Here is an 18,777-nt window from a genome sequence, read left to right as displayed (position 1 = left end):
CAGCGTAATGACGTTTCATATTGTGAAAAATATTCGAAACTAACTAGGCGGTTTTGGGGGTAGTGCCAGCCGATACCTTAAACACGGTTGGAATAATCATGAGTTGGAATAAAACGATGCCTAAGAACAGGGCTTTAGGAAGGCCTGCATCCATAAAGAAGCCGAAGATAAATGGGCCTACTGCCGCCCCCAAATCAATTCCTGAATAAACGATTCCATATACCCGCCCCGCCACACCCTTAGGTGTTACAGACTTCACCAAAAGATCTCGTGAGGGAGCGACAACGCCGTAACCAAAACCCAACCCAATAAAAAGAAAAGGAATCAGCACCACAGGAATGAATCCAGTACCAAGCAACAAACACATCGCAATCGTTACTGAAAGACAAGAGGAGACGATACGCTCTGGCGCTTGCAATCTTGCGGCTAAATAGCCGCCAAACAATACACCGCCAGCACTACCGAGCGCCAGCAGGGTGATGTAATAACTTCCCACATCTATAGGCACTTGATAAATATTAAATAATGCACTTGGCGCAAATGATTGCAAGCTTGATGTAGAGGCCATGCTGAAGAAAAAGAAAATCCAGCACAACCAAACGGCAGTTAACTTCAGAAACGCAAATGGACTCTCCTGAGCAACACCAGGATGAGCGGCTTGAGAACTTGCATAGGTGTTCTCGTGGCGCTCTTTGACGTTATCTAAGAGGTATTTTTTATTTAACCAAAGAATCACTAAGATGCTGGCTTCTAGCAGGGCTGCAGATAGAAAGGCTATGCGCCAATCGGCAAATTGAGCAATCGCAACCATCAAGGCTGGCGCCGCTGCCCAACCCAAATATCCTGTTACACCATGCATTGAATATGCATATGGGAGATTGGGTGGCGACACCTTGTGATTAATAAGAGTGTAATCAACAGGGTGAAAAATACCATTACCGCAACCAGCAATCACCGCCCCCAATAGGAGCATGGCATAACCATTGCTTTGTGAATACACAAGTGCTGCAAGCACAAGCAAGCTAATGCCGCCAAATAGCACTGGTCTAGCGCCAATTCGATCAACTAAAAAACCAGATGCAGCTTGAGCAATACAAGACACTACAAAGAAAACTGACATGAGCAAACCGAGTTCGGCATAACTCAATGCAAAAGCATCCTTCAACCATGGGAACATGGGAGGAAGTACTAAATGAAAGAAATGGGAGCTGCCGTGAGCTAGGCTAATGAGACCAATAACCCGGACATCACTGGCACGCCTATTAAGCGCAACAGTCATGCTCCGAGTTTACTGGCGCAGGAAAATTTCTGCTGAACTACATTCAATATTGTTTAGTGCACCTGACGCGTAAAGCTAAAGTCGCCTTTTTTATCTACATCCACAGGCACTACATCCTTAGGCCCGAACTTGCCCTCCAAAATCATCTTGGAGACTGGGTTTTCAATATGCTGCTGAATCGCCCGCTTCAGAGGCCTTGCTCCAAAGACTGGATCAAAACCTACTTCGGCAATCTTATTCAGAGCGGCATCACTCACCTCAAGCTGCATATCCACTTTTGCCAAACGATCTGACAGGTTCTTTAGCAAGATCTTCGCAATATTGGCAATATTACCTTTATCCAAGCCATGGAACACTACGATTTCATCAATACGATTTAAGAACTCAGGACGGAAATGATTCTTCAACTCTTCAAATACAGCCTCTTTAATTTCAGACTGCTTCTTATCAGTCATTGACTGAATTAAATGAGATCCAATATTGCTGGTCATCACAATGACGGTGTTCTTAAAGTCTACAGTGCGACCTTGACCATCAGTAAGGCGGCCATCATCAAGCACTTGCAAGAGCACATTGAAGACATCGGGGTGAGCCTTCTCGATTTCATCAAACAAAATTACGCTATATGGATGACGACGGACTTGTTCAGTTAAATAACCGCCCTCTTCGTAACCAACATAACCTGGAGGCGCACCAATTAAACGTGCCACGCTATGCTTCTCCATAAACTCACTCATATCAATGCGAATCAGATGATCTTCGCTGTCAAACAAGAAACCAGCCAGCGCTTTACATAGCTCAGTCTTACCAACACCGGTAGGCCCAAGGAATAAGAATGAGCCGTAAGGACGATTCTCTTCAGCCAAGCCAGCACGGGAACGACGAATAGCATCCGATACCGCTCGAATGGCCTCTTCTTGACCAACTACACGCTTATGCAATAGCTCTTCCATCTTGAGTAACTTATCGCGCTCACCTTGCATCATCTTCGACACTGGAATACCTGTCGCGCGAGAAACTACTTCCGCAATTTCTTCTGCGCCAACTTGAGTGCGAAGTAACTTGTTCTTCAATACGCCATCTTTGTCGCCCTTAGCTTCCGCTGCAGCAGCAGACTTCAACTTAGCTTCTAGCTCAGGTAACTTCCCATATTGCAACTCCGCAACCTTTTCTAGCTTGCCATCTCGTTGTAACTTTGCAATATCTACCCTTACTTTTTCAATTTCCTCTTTCAGCTGAGCTGCGCCTAATACAGCGCCCTTCTCTGCTTTCCAAACCTCTTCTAAATCAGCATACTCAGCACCCAGACGTTTAATTTCATCCTCAATGAGACCTAGGCGTTTTTGCGAAGCATCGTCCTTCTCCTTCTTAACCGCTTCGCGCTCAATCTTTAATTGAATCAGACGACGCTCCAGCCTATCCATCACTTCAGGCTTAGAATCAATCTCCATCCGAATACGCGAACCCGCTTCATCAATCAGGTCGATCGCCTTATCTGGCAAGAAACGATCCGTAATGTAGCGATGCGATAACTCAGCAGCCGCAACAATCGCTGGATCAGTAATTTCGATACCATGATGTAGTTCATAGCGCTCTTTAAGGCCTCGCAAGATCGCAATAGTTGCCTCGACGGTAGGCTCCTCCACCATCACTTTTTGGAAACGACGTTCCAACGCTGGATCTTTTTCAATGTACTTACGGTACTCATCCAAAGTGGTTGCGCCGATGCAATGCAATTCACCACGCGCTAGGGCAGGCTTGAGCATATTGCCAGCATCCATTGCGCCGTCACCTTTACCAGCCCCTACCATCGTATGAATTTCATCAATAAAGATGATCGTTTGACCTTCATCTTTGGAGACATCACTCAGAACTGCCTTCAGGCGCTCTTCAAACTCGCCACGGTACTTGGCGCCGGCCAATAACAAGGCCATATCCAAAACCAAGACGCGCTTATTTTTCAAAGTCTCAGGCACTTCACCATTAACGATGCGCTGCGCTAAACCTTCAACAATAGCAGTCTTACCAACACCTGGCTCACCAATGAGTACAGGGTTGTTCTTACCGCGACGTTGCAAAATTTGAATGGTGCGACGAATCTCATCGTCACGCCCAATGACTGGATCAAGCTTGCCCATACGAGCGCGCTCAGTTAAATCCACTGTGTATTTCTTTAAGGCTTCACGTTGGCCTTCAGCATCTGCACTATTCACTGACTCTCCTCCGCGTACTAAATCAATAGCCGCTTCTAATGATTTACGATTTAATCCATTCTCACGAGCTACTTTACCGAGCTCGCCTTTGTCATCAGCCACCACCAGCAAAAATAGTTCGCCAGCAATGAATTGATCATTGCGTTTATTGGCTTCTTTTTCACATAGGTTGAGCCAGTTACTTAAATCACGGCCTACCTGCACTTCTCCACTAGTACCTTGCACTTCGGGGAGATTGCTGATGATTTTCTCTACGCCTTTTTCAAGACCAGGGACATTGACCCCTGCTCGAGTCAATAAACTCTTGGCGCCACCATCGGAATCACGCAACATGGCCAGCAACAAGTGGGCAGGCTCAATATATTGGTTATCTTTAGCTAAAGCGATACTTTGGGCCTCACTTAAGGCCTCTTGAAATTTGGTTGTTAATTTATCTATTCTCATTTTCTACCCCATCAACTCCATCTATATCTATCTATAGAATATAAGGGCAATATTAATAATTTCAAGCATCCACCGCACTTTTAACCCTAATTTTCCCTATTTTGACCTGGCTTGTTTACCTCCTTGAATGCTCAGATGGCACCTACTATGCCGGCATTACTAACCGCCTAGAGCATCGCCTAGAGGCACATAACTCAGGGCAAGGCGCTCGCTATACAAGATCGCGCGGACCAGTTGTCCTCTTAGCAACACAAAAGCACCCTGACCGTTCTGAAGCCTCTAAAGCAGAGCTCCGATTAAAGCGTTTACCGAGGTCTGAAAAGCTAGCCTTTTTTGAGACTGAGAGCACCACCAAAACTGGGCACAGTTAGTCAGAGCAACCTATGAGCCAGCAATACAATATAGCCATAACAAAACCAATTATTTAACCGGACAACAATCATGCAACCAAAATGGGGAACCAGAGGAATGGCGGTAGCGCCACATTCTCTAGCATCAGAATCTGCTTTAGCTGTTTTACGAGAAGGTGGCAATGCCTTAGAGGCAATGGTTGCCGCTGCAGCAACTATTGCAGTGGTCTACCCTCATATGAACTCCATAGGCGGCGACTCTTTCTGGGTGGTTCATTCTCCTGGAAAGGCCATGGGTGGAATTGATGCCTGTGGAGCAGCCGCTGGTTTGGCGACAAAGCAATGGTACGCGGAACGTGGCATCACTAAGGCCATTCCATTTCGTGGTGCAGTAGCGGCTAATACGGTTGCTGGCACTATCTCTGGCTGGGGCGCAGCGCACCAGCTCTCCAAACAAGGGTTAGGCGGCAAACTACCACTTTCACGCCTATTAGCTGATGCGATTCACTATGCAGAAGCTGGCACACCAGTTACTTTCAGCCAATCAAGCCTCACAGAAAAGAAGCGTCAAGAACTGAGTCCCATACCAGGCTTTGCAGAGACTTTTTTAGTAAATGGCAAAGCGCCCGCTGTTGGCAGCATCTTTAAGCAAGAACGTCTTGCTAAAACCTTACGTCAGATTGCCAAAAAAGGCACGGATGACTATTACCGTGGCGAACTAGCTCAATCACTAGCAAAAGAACTCGCTGAGCTAGGAAGCCCACTCAGATTAGACGATCTAAACCGTCATAAAGCAAAACTCATAGACCCTCTTGAGCTCAAGCATAGCATGGGCAATGTCTACAACATGACTCCACCTACACAAGGTGTTGTCTCATTGATGATTATTGGCATCTTGGACCAGTTGAACTTAAAACGCTTTAAGGTTGATAGCGCCGAGTACGTTCACCATTGTGTTGAGGCTACCAAACAAGCATTTAAAGTACGCGATCAATTTGTAACTGATCCTGCCTATATGACAAAGAATGCGCAATCTTTCTTGTCACCTGCATTCCTGAAAAAGTTAGCCAAGAATATTGATCCAGAAAAAGCGCTCCCTTGGGGTCAGGGCAAAGGTCCTGCAGATACTATTTGGATGGGCGTAATTGATGGTGACGGTAATTGCGTTTCTTTCATTCAAAGCATCTATCATGAGTTTGGCGCAGGCATTGTGCTTCCTACCTCAGGTGTCAACTGGCAAAACCGCGGTTGCAGCTTTTCTCTCGACCCAAATACACTCAATCACCTTGAGCCGTATCGCAAGCCTTTTCATACCCTTAACCCAGCGATGGCCTTATTTAAAGATGGTCGCTCAATGGTTTATGGAACGATGGGTGGAGATGGTCAACCACAAACCCAGTGCGCAGTATTTACTCGAACAGCAACTTATGGTCTTGATCCACAGGATGCAATCAGTCGTCCACGCTGGTTACTTGGACGGACCTGGGGGCAAACCAGTGATAGCCTTAAATTAGAGTCGCGCTTTAGTCCATGGGTAGCTAAAGAGCTTCACGCTTTAGGCCATGAGATTGAAATGCTCGATGCATTTGACGAAACCGTTGGTCATGCGGGTTGCATCATTCGCGATCCATCAGGTACGCTACAAGGCGGATGGGATCCTAGAAGTGATGGAGCTGTGAGCGCTTTCTAAACCCTCGCAATGCATTAACAATTAGATGGCATTAAAAAAGGCTACCTTGTTGGTAGCCTTTTTTCTAACTTCGAATTTCAAATTACCACTGAGTTAGCACTTATGCAGTGCGTGTCTTCAAATACTTAGCGCGCATTGGGCGTAGTACGAAGAATGCCAGGATAGCCGCAGTAGCATCCAATACGATCATGATGCCAAATACTGGTATCCAGCTTTCTGTAACACCATGAATGTAGGCTGCAACTGGTGCGCCAACAATAGAGCCAACGCCTTGAGCCATGTACAGGAAGCCATAGTTTGTAGTGGCATGCTTTTGACCAAAAGTATCAGTCAAAGTAGATGGGAATAAAGAGAAAATCTCACCCCAACCAAAGAACACAATGCCTGAGAGCAATACGAACATGACAGGATCTGAGCGTGTCATTACCCAAGCAAACATAGCAACCGCTTCTAAACCAAAAGCAATCGTCATGGTGTATTCGCGGCCGATACGATCAGATACCCAACCAAATATTGGTCGAGTTAAACCGTTGGTAACGCGATCAATTGTTAAGGCCAAAGGTAAGGCCGCCATACCAAAAACCATAGCCGATGTAATACCAAAGTCTTTTGCAAATGCGCCCATTTGGGAGATCACCATCAATCCCGATGTAGACATCATGGACATCATCAAAAACATGAGCCAAAAAACTGGTGTCTTTAACATTACCTTTGGTGCAACTCCCGATGCAGCAGCTTCTATTTGATCAGCAGTTTGTGCACGATCAGCGTGAGGAACGCGAATGCCTTGAGCGGCCAATAGTCCAACAGCACCAATGATGTAGCCAAAGAACGTCAACGTGCCCTGAATCCCGGTCTCAGTCAAGCTAGTGGAGATTGGGAATGTCGTCAGCAATGCACCGATGCCATAACCAGCAGCAACCATACCTACTGCAAATCCACGATTGTTTGGGAACCAACGAACCATCAAGCCAACAACGCCGATGTAAACAATACCGGTACCCAAGCCACCTAACACACCATAGGTGAGGTAAAGATGAGATACGGTAGTCAGGTTAGCCGAAAGAACCCAGCTTGCACCCGTCAGAATAGTGCCGATGGATAACAATAGGCGAGGGCCAAACTTATCAACTAAGTAACCCTGAAACGGTGAGAAGAAAGTCTGTAAAACAATCAAGATCGAAAATGTAATTTGCAACTCTGTCAAAGTAACACCGAGCTGACCCATGATTGGCTTAGTAAATAAAGCCCAAACATATTGAGGGCTGGATATGGACATCATACAAATGACGCCTAAAGCCAATTGCACCCATTTCGACTTTAGAGGGTTGCTACTAGTACTTTCCGTACTCAATGCTGCTGTTGTCATGTAAATCTCCTGAGCTTTGTTAAATCAAAATTTCTAAAATGCTTTTGTTAATGCATTTTGATCTAAATTTACGGGTAATTACTAAGGAATTCCCTGAGATGGTGCAGAAGCGCTTATTTTGATGCCGTTTGGTGCACCAATAAAAACCTTGAATCAGAATCTAATTCGGCAAGGCTAATGAAATTAGCTCTGCTTCCAACGAGCCATTGCAGCTTCATCGATAACGCGGGCATCAACCCAGCGAGCCCCTTCAGGCGTATCTTCTTTTTTCCAGAAGGGGGCTGCAGTCTTAAGGTAGTCCATGATGAACTCACAGGCAGCAAATGCTTCACCTCTGTGTGCGCTGGTGACCGCCACTAATACGATTTGATCTTCGGGCAGTAAAGGTCCAACACGATGAATCACCAGTGCTTGGAAAATATCCCAGCGCGCTTTGGCTTGATCCAGAATTTCTTGGAGTGCTTTTTCAGTCATGCCGGGGTAATGCTCAAGCGTCATACCCCTTACTTGGCTACCGTCATTCATATCTCGCACAGTGCCCAAGAAAGAAACTACCGCACCTACTCGCGGATCACCTTTACGTAATGCCAATATTTCTGCACTGACATCAAAATCGCTTTCTTGAATTTTGATTGGCATATCAGCCCCCAGTTACCGGAGGAAAGAAAGCAACTTCTGCACCATCTTGCAATGCAGTATTTGCATCAACCATGTGCTGGTTCAAGGCACAACGCAAGACTTTACCATTTGCTAAGACTTCAGACCATGGATTGCCACGTTCAATGAGGTGCGCTCTGAGATCGGCAATGGTTTTTACTGTCACCGGGATGGTGATCCTCTCTTGCGAGATGCCAAGCGATTCACGCAGTGAGGCAAAGAATCGTAATTCGAGTTTCATGAGCTAATCGTAAACCGATTATTTGAGTAGTGCATCAAATGGGATGTACTTCACCAAATTGCCAGCTTTGATTGGCTGATTTGGTGGACAATCAACCAGACCATCGGCCCAAGAGGCACTAGTGAGCACGCCAGAACTTTGATTAGGAAATAAATCTAAGCCGCCGTTGCTATTCAATTTGACACGCAGAAACTCATTGCGTCGATCAGCTTTCAACCAATCAAAATCTGCGCGCATTAAATACGACTGAGGAAGACTAGCTTCACGACCCTGCAACTTCAGAATAAAAGGACGAACAAACAATAGGAAGGTTACAAAACTAGATACCGGATTACCTGGCAAACCAATAAACCAAGCCTCACCATCCTTAGGTTCGTCTGATTTTCGGACCGCACCAAATGCCAATGGCTTACCTGGCTTAATCGCGATCTGCCACAGATCCAATCTTCCTTCAGCAGTAACTGCTGGCTTGATGTGGTCTTCTTCACCAACTGAGACGCCACCAGAGGTAATAATTAAATCGTGGTCCTTGCTGGCTTTACGCAATGCTGCACGGGTTGCATCTAAGCGATCTGGGACGATACCCAAATCAGTGGCATCACAACCCAAAGATTTAAGGCAGGCCAATAAAGTGTCGCGATTGGAGTTATAAATACCACCTGGTTTTAATGGCTCACCAGGAAGGGCTAATTCATCACCAGTGAAAAAGGCGGCTACCTTAACACGACGTTTAACACTTAAGTGAGTCAAGCCAGCTGAAGCAGCTACGCCCAACTCTTGTGGGCGCAAGAAAGTACCTGCAGTAAGAGCAGTTTTGCCAGCAGTGAGATCTTCGCCTCTGCGACGAATCCACTGGCCCGCTGTTGGAGCGATATTGATAGTCACTTTACCGCTTTCACCCTCTAGCGTGCAATCCTCTTGCATGACGACTGCGTCCGCACCAGGAGGCACAGGAGCTCCCGTGAAAATTCTAGCAGCTGTGCCGGACTCTAGCGGGGTTCCCATCGATCCAGCCGGAATACGCTGAGCAATCTTGAGTGATTTTCCTGGAGTGGCGGCATCAGCAGAGCGAATTGCATATCCATCCATCGCAGTGTTATCGAGTGGAGGTACATCAACTAGGCTATGGACGTTTTCAGAAAGCACGCGACCTAATGCGGCCTGCATTGTAACCTTCTCACTCTCACCAACAGTTTTGGCATGAGAAAGCAAGTGGTCTAAAGCCTGCTGCGCAGTCAACATCGGTGGCTTTGTCATGGCGGCTTGTATTACCAGGTGAGTATTAATGGAGATGCGTTGTGATGAAATCTTTTACCTGATTCACATCTGCATCGATATTCTCTACGCGCTGCGGCTTAGACTTGATATCTTTAAATGCAGGTGGGCATTCAGCAGGACGACCTAGAGCAATTTCAATCGTTTCTTCAAACTTGATTGGTAACGCTGTTTCCAACACAATCATCGGAATACCAGCTTGCAAATGCTCACGGGCTACCTTCACACCATCAGCGGTATGTGTGTCAATCATGACGCCGTAACGCTTATCAATATCACGAATAGTTTCTAGGCGATTCTCGTGTGTACTGCGACCAGATTGGAATCCATACTTACCAAGCTCCTTAAATACTGACTCTTTGGAAATATCAAAACCGCCAGATTCATCCACTTGCTTAAACATGGCAGCAGTAGCTTTGCCGTCTTGACCCATAAAATCAAATACGAAGCGCTCAAAGTTGCTGGCTTTAGAGATATCCATCGAAGGGCTAGAGGTATGCAGAGTCTCTGCAGACTTGCGGGCACGATAGACGCCAGTGCGGAAAAATTCATCGAGTACATCATTCTCGTTTGTAGCGGCAATCAAATGCTCGATCGGTAAACCCATCATACGGGCAATGTGGCCAGCACAAATATTGCCAAAGTTGCCTGACGGGACTGTAAAAGACACTTTCTCCGAGCTAGACTTTGTAGCTAAAAGATAGCCCTGGAAGTAGTACACCACCTGAGCAACCACGCGACCCCAGTTGATGGAGTTCACAGTACCAATTTGGTTCTTGGCTTTAAAAGCATGATCATTGCTTACTGCTTTAACGATATCCTGGCAGTCATCAAAGACTCCGGCAACTGCTAAGTTAAATATATTAGGGTCTTGCAGTGAGTACATCTGTGCAGACTGGAACGCACTCATCTTGCCGCGCGGTGAAAGCATAAATACGTTCACACCCTCTTTGCCACGCATCGCATATTCTGCAGCGCTACCAGTATCACCAGAAGTTGCGCCCAAAATATTGAGCTGCTGACCATTTTTCTTAAGAGCGTATTCAAAGAGATTGCCCAGTAATTGCATGGCCATATCTTTAAAGGCCAACGTTGGGCCATTTGACAGGCTTAGTAGTCCAATTCGTGTTCCCTGCTCCTCGCCTAGCCAATGCATAGGGGTAATGTCTTTAGCATTGTCCTGTGCACGGCCATTGCAATACACCTGCTCGGTATACGTTTTACGCAAAATTGCACGCAAGTCTGCCTCAGGAATATCGTCGCAATAGAGACTTAAAACTTCATATGCTAAGTCAGCATAAGACAAGCCACGCCAAGCATCTAGTTGCGTCGCTGTGACTTTTGGATACTGAGTTGGCAAATACAAGCCACCATCAGGCGCCAATCCACCTAACAAAATTTCTAAGAAGGATTGTTGTGGGCTATTGCCACGAGTCGATTGGTAACGCATGTGTTTACTTAAGACAAGTTTTCTAAACGGATCTTCACCACTTCGCCAGCAACTGTCTTGAGATTCTGAATCTCTTTAATTGCGGCAAGCATGTTCTTTTCTTTGGTTTCATGAGTCAAGGCCACTAAATCAGTTTGACTTTCACCTTCATCAGCCTCTCTTTGCAAGAGGGCATCAATGGAAACGCCATGTGAAGCTAAGATTTTGGTGATATCAGCCAATACACCAGCTTGGTCCGCTACGCGTAAGCGCAGATAGTAGCTAGTAGTGATCTCACCAATAGGCAATACTGGTGTGTCATGCACGGCATCTGGCTGGAATGCCAAGTAAGGCACACGATGCGCAGCATCTGCACTTAATAAACGGGTGATATCGACCAAGTCGGCGATCACTGCAGAAGCCGTAGGCTCAGAGCCAGCGCCTTTGCCGTAATACAAGGTAGTTCCCACCGCATCGCCAAACACTTGAACAGCATTCATGGCACCTTCCACGTTTGCAATCAAACGCTTAGAAGGGATCAAAGTTGGGTGAACGCGTAACTCAACACCAGTTGAAGTTTTCTTGGCAATACCTAGCAGCTTGATGCGATAGCCCAATTGCTCCGCATATTTAATATCAATTGCATCTAATTTAGTAATGCCTTCAACGTGCGCTTTTTCAAACTGCATTGGAATACCAAATGCAATCGCGCTCATGATGGTGGCTTTATGAGCAGCATCAACACCTTCAATATCAAAAGTCGGATCTGCTTCTGCGTATCCCAAGCGTTGCGCCTCTTTCAGAACGGTTTCAAAATCCAAACCTTTGTCACGCATTTCTGACAAGATGAAATTTGTTGTGCCATTGATGATGCCGGCAATCCACTCGATACGATTTGCAGTTAAGCCTTCACGCAAAGCTTTGATGATCGGAATACCGCCTGCAACAGCAGCTTCAAAGGCAACCATTACGCCCTTAGCGTGAGCTGCTTTAAAGATCTCATTGCCGTGAACAGCGATCAATGCCTTATTTGCTGTAACAACATGCTTACCTGCAGCGATAGCCTCAAGAACCAAGTCTTTAGCGATACCGTAACCACCGATTAACTCAACAACGATGTCAATCTCTGGATTATTAATCACGGCGCGAGCGTCATTTACCACTTGTGCTCGGTCTTTAACCAACTCTTTGGCACGCTCTACATTTAAATCGGCGACTGTATTAATACGAATGCCACGCCCAGCACGACGAGTAATCTCATCTTGGTTACGCTCGAGAACAGTGAATACGCCACCACCAACAGTGCCAATACCTAATAGACCTACTTGAATCGGTTTCATGATGCCTTTGCTGCAGTTGAAGAAGCCTTACGGCTGTGCTTATTACGATAACGCTCCAGAAAACGTGCAAGGCGGCTAATGGCCTCCTTCAACACATCTTCGTGAGGCAAGAACACTACACGGAAGTGATCAGACTTGCCCCAGTTAAAACCAGAGCCCTGCACTAACAATACTTTTTCTTCTCTTAAGAGATCAGCAACAAACTGCTGGTCATCTTCAATTGGGTAGACCTCAGGATCTAGCTTTGGGAATAAATACAAAGCTGATTTTGGTTTTACGCATGTGACGCCCGGAATATCTGTAATGAGTTTCCATGCAAGATCGCGTTGCTTTGCAAGACGACCGCCTTCGCCCACCAAATCATTAATACTTTGGTATCCACCTAGCGCTGTTTGAATCGCATACTGGCCTGGCACGTTTGCACACAAACGCATTGAAGCCAACATGTTTAAACCTTCGATGTAATCACGCACCATCTCTTTATCGCCTGAAACCACCATCCAGCCAGCGCGGTAGCCGCATGAACGGTAATTTTTAGAAAGGCCATTAAAGGTAATAATGACAACATCGGTAGATAAAGAAGCCAGTGAGAGATGTTTCTCGCCGTCGTACAACATCTTGTCGTAAATTTCATCAGCAAACAAAATCAAATCGTGTTCGCGTGCAATTTGCGTTAGCTCCATCAAAACTTCTTTGGAGTAAATCGCACCAGTAGGATTATTTGGATTAATCACCACAATCGCTTTCGTGCGCGGTGTAATTTTTTTACGCAGATCGTTTAAATCAGGGGCCCAATCTTTAGACTCATCGCAAAGATAATGCACAGGTGTGCCGCTGGACAAACTGACAGCAGCAGTCCACAGCGGGTAATCCGGCGCTGGAACCAAGACTTCATCACCGTCATTTAAAAGTGCATTCATCGACAAGACGATGAGCTCAGAAACACCATTGCCGGTATAGACGTCATCCAAAGTCACGCCTTGGATGCCTTTTTCTTGGCAGTACTGCATGATGGCTTTTCGAGCGGCAAAGATTCCTTTGGAATCAGAGTAGGCTGAGGCATTACTTAAATTGCGAATCATGTCCAACTGAATTTCTTCAGGCGGATCAAAACCGAAAACCCCTACGTTTCCGATGTTTAATTTGATGATTTTGTGACCCTCTTCCTCCATGCGCTGAGCAAGCTCGAGCACCGGCCCACGTATGTCATAACAGACGTTATCGAGCTTTTGGGACTTTCGGATCGGTTTCACAATAAATTTAAGGGTAAGTTCTTGAAATATGAGAAAAAACAGCTAGCTATAATCCACATAATTATGACAGAGAGTCCACTTGAAGCTTCAATCTGACCCCCATTCCGGAGCGAATACGATCACCGGCTACGGCCCTGGCTACGTAGAGATCAATAAGACCCCTTACGCACATGCGGTCCTGCTGAGTTCGGATGGCGCCATCTCGAACTGGTCTGCGCAGACATTTGACAACTTAGAGGCTAGTCATTTCGCCCAAATGGTTGATTTAAAACCAGAATTAGTCCTTATTGGCACCGGTAGTCGCCAGCGCTTTCCCAGACCCGAACTCCTCAAAGCCTTAATTGAGGCCAAGATTGGCTTCGAGATCATGGATTCTCAAGCCGCCTGCCGGACATACAACATCTTGGTAGGGGAAGGACGCCAAGTCCTTTTAGCCCTCATTGTGGAACCCATTTAATGCAATTTGGCCAAATTCGGCAATCATCAGCCTTGCATCCAGGCAAGATTTTGCTGTTGATCATCATTTATGCCCTGCTGTGGTTTGGCACACTCAATTACCGCCACCTCATTCCTTCAGACGAAGGGCGCTACGCAGAAATCGCCCGGGAGATGCTGGTCACCGGCGACTGGGTCACACCCCGTTACAACGGTTACAAGTATTTTGAAAAGCCCCCATTACAAGCGTGGGCAACTGCCGCAACTTTTCAAGTATTTGGTATTGGCGAATGGCAGGCAAGACTTTGGACTGCATTAACTGGCTTTCTTACCATTCTGATAGTTGGATTTACTGGCACTCGAATTTATAACGCTAGAGCGGGTTGGCTGGCTTCCGTTGTATTAGCATCAAGCCCGATGTGGATCATCGGCGGCCACCTCAATTCACTCGACATGGGCTTGTCTTCTTTCTTGGTAGCTGCACTCTGCAGCCTGCTACTTGCACAAACCTCTCACAATCAAAATAGTTGTCGCAATTGGATGTGGGCTTGCTGGGCTTTCATGGCGCTCGCCACTTTATCCAAGGGCGTGATCGGTGCTGCAATTCCTGCAATGGTTTTCATTGCGTACTCACTGAGCACTTGGGACTGGAAAATTTGGTCTCGCCTACGATTATTTAGTGGCAGTATTTTGTTCCTAGCCATCACCGCACCTTGGTTTGTATTAGTTGCGCAACGCAATCCTGAATTTCTAGAATTCTTTTTTATTCACGAACATCTACAACGCTTCACCCAAGACGCACACAGCAGAACTGGCCCTATTTATTACTTTGCTCCGCTCCTACTGATTGGCTTACTTCCTTGGGTCCTGCAAATTCCTGGAGCCATTGCACAAGCTTGGAATGAGCGTCGCCGCGAGTTCTCGGCAGGTTGGTTATTGGTATGTTGGTTTTTAGTAATCTTTGCCTTCTTTAGCGTCTCTCACTCCAAGCTACCTGGCTACATCATTCCTGTTTTTCCTGCGCTCGCATTGATTATTGGCAATCGCTTAGATCGCTTGCTTGGACATAGCAATACTATGGCTCTGCCATGGAAAATACAAACACTTGGATTTGCGCTGCTGGGCTGCGTTGGATTTTTCTTTTTGGATGCCATTGGCAGGCAGGCGAGACCAGATGAAATTGAAGCCTATGCGCAATATACCTATTGGATCATTGCCGCATTAGTTGCACTGGTGAGTTGCAGTGCCTTCGCGGCTTGGCAAACCCAGCGAAATGGCATTCAAAGTATTGTCAGTTTTGCTTGTGGATTTTTTCTGTGCACCATCATCGCAGGTACAGGCCACGAGACTTTAGGTCGCGCAGTTTCTGGTATCGATCTCGTTGAGAGGGTGAAAGCTTCCATTCCGCCAAAAGTAAATTTCTACTCAGTGCGCCTTTTAGATCACACCGTGCCCTTCTATTTGGGCAGAACGATGATCATGGTCGAGTCTCCCGATGAGCTCGAGTTTGGAGTCAATCAAGAGCCAGAGTTATGGATGCCCACCTTGAATGCGTTTATTGAGCGCTGGCAAGAAGATCAAACGGCCTACGCTTTAATGGTTCCAGAGCAGTTTGATGCTCTAAAAGCACAAAACTTACCCATGCAGGAAGTCGATCGTGACTCGCGGAGAGTCATCGTGAAACATCCCGATGCACCTAAGTTGACGCAGTAACGGGGTAAAGTAATATAAGTAACTATGTCAAATTCTGATTCCGCTTTCATCCCTTTTACGCGCCCCAGCTTTAATCAGGAAACGATTGATGCTGTTTCGGAAGTGCTGCGTTCAGGCTGGGTCACATCAGGCCCCAAGCTGGCAGAGTTTGAGGCCACTTTAAGTAAATATTTTGACGGTCGTCCAGTGCGTTGTTTTGCCAATGGCACCGCGACTATGAAGATTGCTTTGCAAGTTGCCGGCATTGGTCCTGGCGACGAAGTGATTACCACCCCTATTTCATGGGTAGCCACTTCCAATGTCATCTTAGGCGTTGGCGCAAAACCGGTGTTTGTAGATATTGACCCCGTTACGCGCAATCTTGATTTGAATAAGCTTGCTGCTGCGATCACACCTAAGACCCGTGCGATCATGCCGGTCTATTTGGCTGGTCTGCCTGTTGATATGGATCAGCTCTATGCATTGGCGAATCAATATCAGCTTCGGGTAATTGAGGATGCAGCACAAGCCTTTGGCTCACAGTGGAAAGGCAAGAAGATTGGTAGCTTTGGTGACTTGGTCAGTTTTAGCTTTCAGGCCAACAAGAATCTCACCACTGTTGAGGGTGGCTGTCTTGTGCTGAACAATGATGGTGAAGCAAAACTTGCAGAGAAGTTTCGCCTTCAGGGATTAACTCGGCATGGCATGGATGGTATGGATGTTGACGTATTGGGTGGCAAAGATAACTTGACTGATGTGAATGCAGCTATTGGTCTTGAACAACTCAAGCAACTCCCTTCATATCAAGTGCGTCGTGCCGAACTAGCTCGTCAATACTTTGAGGTGATTCGCGCTGAATTGAAATCTGCTAATTTGGAAAATTTGAAATTAGAGCTTCCAGTGGAAAACTTTACCGATAGCAACTGGCACATGTTTCAAGTTGTTTTGCCACTTGAGCAGTTAACTGCAGATCGCGCCCAAGTGATGGCAGAGCTAAAAGACTTGGGCATTGGCACTGGCGTTCATTACCCTGCTATTACTGGCTTTACGCTGTACAAAAATCAAGGTTACAAAACATCTGATACGCCCATTGCCGAACGCATTGGTCGATCTATCCTCACTCTCCCCTTATTTCCTGCAATGGCTGATCAAGATATTGGTCGAATAACCAAAGGATTAGTCGGAATATTGCAAAAATACTTCAAAAACTAGTGTTCCTGGGTTAAATCAAGAGAATCAGGCAAAATTGCTCCATGACTGCAAATTTAGTTGCCAATCCAACGCTCAGTATTGTGATCCCCGTTTACAACGAGGAAGATGGCCTACAGGCCCTTTTTGATCGTCTCTATCCAGCATTAGACGCGCTGGCTGCCAAACGCCAGATTGCTTACGAAATCGTATTCGTCAACGACGGCAGTAAAGATCGTTCGGCCGGCATCCTCTCTAAGCAAGTTGAATTACGTCCTGATGTGACTCGTGCTGTTTTATTTCACAGCAACTTTGGTCAACATATGGCCATCATGGCGGGCTTTGAGTATGCCAAGGGCGAACACATCATCACTTTGGATGCGGACTTACAAAATCCACCTGAAGAAATTGATGCGTTGACTGAGCAACTACTAAAAGGCCATGATTACGTCGGCACCATTCGCGCTGATCGTCGCGATAGCTTCTTTAGAAAATTCGCCTCGCGCGCCATGAATCGTTTGCGCGAAAACATTACGCGCATCACGATGACCGATCAAGGTTGCATGTTACGTGGATACAGTCGCCGCATTGTTGACCTAGTTCGTCAATGTGATGAAAGTAATACCTTCATCCCAGCGCTGGCCTATACCTTTTCTGCAAATCCAGTCGAGATCACCGTTAAACACGAAGAGCGTTTTGCCGGTGAATCCAAATACAGTCTATATCAACTCATTCGCCTGAACTTTGACTTAGTCACTGGATTCTCTGTAATGCCGTTGCAGATTTTCTCAATACTCGGCATGCTTCTATCCCTTGCTGCTGGTAGCTTGTTTGCCTATCTGCTAGTGCGCCGCTTTGTTCTGGGTGCTGAGGTTGAGGGTGTATTTACCCTCTTCGCCCTAACCTTCTTCCTAATTGGTGTGATGCTCTTTGGGCTTGGTCTTTTAGGCGAATACATCGGTCGCATCTATCAGCAAATCCGTAAGCGCCCTCGCTATGTAGTGCAAACTGTTTTAGAGAAAAAATAATTGCACGCAGTCGTCTTTGCTTATCACGACGTTGGCGTCAACTGCCTAAAAGCACTTCTCAATGCGGGAATACAGGTGGATTTGGTAGTTACCCATGAAGATGACCCCAATGAGAATGTTTGGTTTGGGAGCGTTGCAAAACTCTGTCAAGAAAACAATATTTCTTACATCACCCCTAGCGTGACTGATTTATCAGCTTTGCTTCCGAAGTTTCAGGCGATTGCGCCAGACTATATTTTTTCTTTCTACTATCGCTTCATGATTCCGGAGCAGATTTTGGCTTGCGCCAAAATTGCCGCCCTCAATATGCATGGCTCACTACTTCCGAAATATCGTGGGCGTGCGCCGGTTAATTGGGCCATTCTGCATGGTGAAACCGAGACAGGTGCAACTTTGCACGTCATGGAGTTAAAGCCAGATGCGGGAGATATTGTTGGGCAAGCCGCAGTCAGTATTGGCCCAGATGAAACCGCTACAGAGGTTTTTAGCAAGGTAAGTCAGGCTGCCGTGAGCGTAATAGATCAAGTCTTACCCAGCCTTCTAAAGGGAGTGGTCCCCCGCAAGCCCAATGAGCTCCAAAAAGGCAGTTACTTTGGCGGTCGAAAGCCTGCGGATGGGCAAATTCAGTGGAATCAGACTGCTAAACAGGTTCACGACCTAGTTAGGGCGGTTGCACCCCCTTATCCAGGCGCTTTTATAGACCACGAGGGCAAAGCCATGATTGTGGCTCGCACCACCTTAAAAGGCCCATTTCCGGCCCAACTCAATCTTGGGGTTTGCGGTATCCAAGTGGTTGATAATCGGGTATTCGGCATTTGTGGTGACCATCTAGCAGTTGAAGTATTGGAATGGTTTCCAGCAAACAAATAAGCAGCGACACAAATTAGATTAAAA

Annotated in this window: 16 protein-coding genes; 7 read left to right on the top strand and 9 right to left on the bottom strand. The window is 46.4% G+C overall.

Features of this window, described 5'->3' with window-relative positions; genetic code table 11:
* Nucleotides 1-43: 43 nt before the first annotated feature.
* Both ICN33_RS06815 and clpB read right to left on the bottom strand, forming a co-directional pair.
* Complete coding sequence (locus ICN33_RS06815) at nucleotides 44-1,279, bottom strand: MFS transporter (RefSeq protein ID WP_216195640.1); 1,236 nt, start codon at nucleotides 1,277-1,279, stop codon at nucleotides 44-46.
* A 53-nt stretch (nucleotides 1,280-1,332) separates the two neighbouring features.
* A complete protein-coding gene (gene clpB / locus ICN33_RS06810) occupies nucleotides 1,333-3,936 on the bottom strand; it encodes an ATP-dependent chaperone ClpB (RefSeq protein ID WP_216195638.1) in 2,604 nt (867 codons plus the stop codon).
* Nucleotides 3,937-4,037: 101 nt separating this feature from the next.
* On the opposite strand from clpB, the gene ICN33_RS06805 reads away from it, so the two are divergent.
* Complete coding sequence (locus ICN33_RS06805; protein WP_216195636.1) at nucleotides 4,038-4,307, top strand: GIY-YIG nuclease family protein; 270 nt, start codon at nucleotides 4,038-4,040, stop codon at nucleotides 4,305-4,307.
* 70 nt (nucleotides 4,308-4,377) lie between these two features.
* Nucleotides 4,378-5,976 carry a gamma-glutamyltransferase gene (ggt, locus tag ICN33_RS06800; RefSeq protein WP_216195634.1) on the top strand — a complete coding sequence of 533 codons (1,599 nt, stop codon included), beginning with the start codon at nucleotides 4,378-4,380 and terminating at the stop codon, nucleotides 5,974-5,976.
* Between the two features lie 100 nt (nucleotides 5,977-6,076).
* On the opposite strand, the gene oxlT is transcribed toward ggt, so the two are convergent.
* The 7 genes from oxlT to ICN33_RS06765 form a co-directional block, all read right to left on the bottom strand.
* A complete protein-coding gene (gene oxlT, locus ICN33_RS06795; protein WP_216195632.1) occupies nucleotides 6,077-7,345 on the bottom strand; it encodes an oxalate/formate MFS antiporter in 1,269 nt (422 codons plus the stop codon).
* A gap of 183 nt (nucleotides 7,346-7,528) precedes the next feature.
* On the bottom strand, nucleotides 7,529-7,984 hold the full coding sequence (gene moaE / locus ICN33_RS06790) for a molybdopterin synthase catalytic subunit MoaE (RefSeq protein ID WP_216195630.1): 456 nt from the start codon (nucleotides 7,982-7,984) through the stop codon (nucleotides 7,529-7,531).
* Nucleotide 7,985: 1 nt separating this feature from the next.
* Nucleotides 7,986-8,243, bottom strand: coding sequence for a molybdopterin converting factor subunit 1 (gene moaD, locus ICN33_RS06785; protein WP_216195628.1), 258 nt, complete (start codon nucleotides 8,241-8,243; stop codon nucleotides 7,986-7,988).
* Between the two features lie 18 nt (nucleotides 8,244-8,261).
* A complete protein-coding gene (gene glp / locus ICN33_RS06780; protein ID WP_216196580.1) occupies nucleotides 8,262-9,485 on the bottom strand; it encodes a gephyrin-like molybdotransferase Glp in 1,224 nt (407 codons plus the stop codon).
* Nucleotides 9,486-9,525: 40 nt separating this feature from the next.
* A complete protein-coding gene (gene thrC / locus ICN33_RS06775) occupies nucleotides 9,526-10,968 on the bottom strand; it encodes a threonine synthase (RefSeq protein WP_216195626.1) in 1,443 nt (480 codons plus the stop codon).
* Nucleotides 10,969-10,976: 8 nt separating this feature from the next.
* Nucleotides 10,977-12,287 carry a homoserine dehydrogenase gene (locus ICN33_RS06770; protein ID WP_216195624.1) on the bottom strand — a complete coding sequence of 437 codons (1,311 nt, stop codon included), beginning with the start codon at nucleotides 12,285-12,287 and terminating at the stop codon, nucleotides 10,977-10,979.
* Nucleotides 12,284-13,540: an aminotransferase class I/II-fold pyridoxal phosphate-dependent enzyme gene (locus tag ICN33_RS06765; protein WP_216195622.1), complete on the bottom strand. Its 1,257-nt coding sequence runs from the start codon at nucleotides 13,538-13,540 to the stop codon at nucleotides 12,284-12,286. The genes ICN33_RS06770 and ICN33_RS06765 overlap by 4 nt, the downstream gene beginning before the upstream one ends.
* A 79-nt stretch (nucleotides 13,541-13,619) precedes the next feature.
* On the opposite strand from ICN33_RS06765, the gene ICN33_RS06760 reads away from it, so the two are divergent.
* Genes ICN33_RS06760 through ICN33_RS06740 form a run of 5 tightly spaced genes read left to right on the top strand, consistent with a single transcriptional unit; the run spans nucleotide 13,620 to nucleotide 18,753 of the window.
* Nucleotides 13,620-13,997, top strand: a complete 378-nt coding sequence (locus tag ICN33_RS06760; protein ID WP_216195620.1) for an Mth938-like domain-containing protein — start codon at nucleotides 13,620-13,622, stop codon at nucleotides 13,995-13,997.
* Complete coding sequence (locus ICN33_RS06755) at nucleotides 13,997-15,688, top strand: glycosyltransferase family 39 protein (protein ID WP_216195618.1); 1,692 nt, start codon at nucleotides 13,997-13,999, stop codon at nucleotides 15,686-15,688. The genes ICN33_RS06760 and ICN33_RS06755 overlap by 1 nt, the downstream gene beginning before the upstream one ends.
* A 24-nt stretch (nucleotides 15,689-15,712) precedes the next feature.
* Entirely contained in the window at nucleotides 15,713-16,879 is a 1,167-nt protein-coding gene (locus ICN33_RS06750) for a DegT/DnrJ/EryC1/StrS aminotransferase family protein (protein ID WP_216195615.1), read from the top strand.
* A gap of 41 nt (nucleotides 16,880-16,920) precedes the next feature.
* A complete protein-coding gene (locus ICN33_RS06745; RefSeq protein ID WP_216195613.1) occupies nucleotides 16,921-17,883 on the top strand; it encodes a glycosyltransferase in 963 nt (320 codons plus the stop codon).
* Nucleotides 17,884-18,753, top strand: coding sequence for a formyltransferase (locus ICN33_RS06740; RefSeq protein ID WP_216195611.1), 870 nt, complete (start codon nucleotides 17,884-17,886; stop codon nucleotides 18,751-18,753).
* Nucleotides 18,754-18,777 lie beyond the last annotated feature (24 nt).

It is taken from the genome of Polynucleobacter sp. UB-Tiil-W10 (genome assembly GCF_018881605.1).
Classification (GTDB): domain Bacteria; phylum Pseudomonadota; class Gammaproteobacteria; order Burkholderiales; family Burkholderiaceae; genus Polynucleobacter.
This window is presented reverse-complemented; position numbering and strand designations above follow the sequence as displayed.

Coding starts and splice junctions, on each gene's coding strand:
- ICN33_RS06815 (WP_216195640.1), bottom strand. CDS start 1,279: ATGACTGTTGCGCTTAATAGGCGTGCCAGTGATGTCCGGGTTATTGGT.
- clpB (WP_216195638.1), bottom strand. CDS start 3,936: ATGAGAATAGATAAATTAACAACCAAATTTCAAGAGGCCTTAAGTGAG.
- ggt (WP_216195634.1), top strand. CDS start 4,378: ATGCAACCAAAATGGGGAACCAGAGGAATGGCGGTAGCGCCACATTCT.
- oxlT (WP_216195632.1), bottom strand. CDS start 7,345: ATGACAACAGCAGCATTGAGTACGGAAAGTACTAGTAGCAACCCTCTA.
- moaE (WP_216195630.1), bottom strand. CDS start 7,984: ATGCCAATCAAAATTCAAGAAAGCGATTTTGATGTCAGTGCAGAAATA.
- moaD (WP_216195628.1), bottom strand. CDS start 8,243: ATGAAACTCGAATTACGATTCTTTGCCTCACTGCGTGAATCGCTTGGC.
- glp (WP_216196580.1), bottom strand. CDS start 9,485: ATGTTGACTGCGCAGCAGGCTTTAGACCACTTGCTTTCTCATGCCAAA.
- thrC (WP_216195626.1), bottom strand. CDS start 10,968: ATGCGTTACCAATCGACTCGTGGCAATAGCCCACAACAATCCTTCTTA.
- ICN33_RS06770 (WP_216195624.1), bottom strand. CDS start 12,287: ATGAAACCGATTCAAGTAGGTCTATTAGGTATTGGCACTGTTGGTGGT.
- ICN33_RS06755 (WP_216195618.1), top strand. CDS start 13,997: ATGCAATTTGGCCAAATTCGGCAATCATCAGCCTTGCATCCAGGCAAG.
- ICN33_RS06750 (WP_216195615.1), top strand. CDS start 15,713: ATGTCAAATTCTGATTCCGCTTTCATCCCTTTTACGCGCCCCAGCTTT.
- ICN33_RS06745 (WP_216195613.1), top strand. CDS start 16,921: ATGACTGCAAATTTAGTTGCCAATCCAACGCTCAGTATTGTGATCCCC.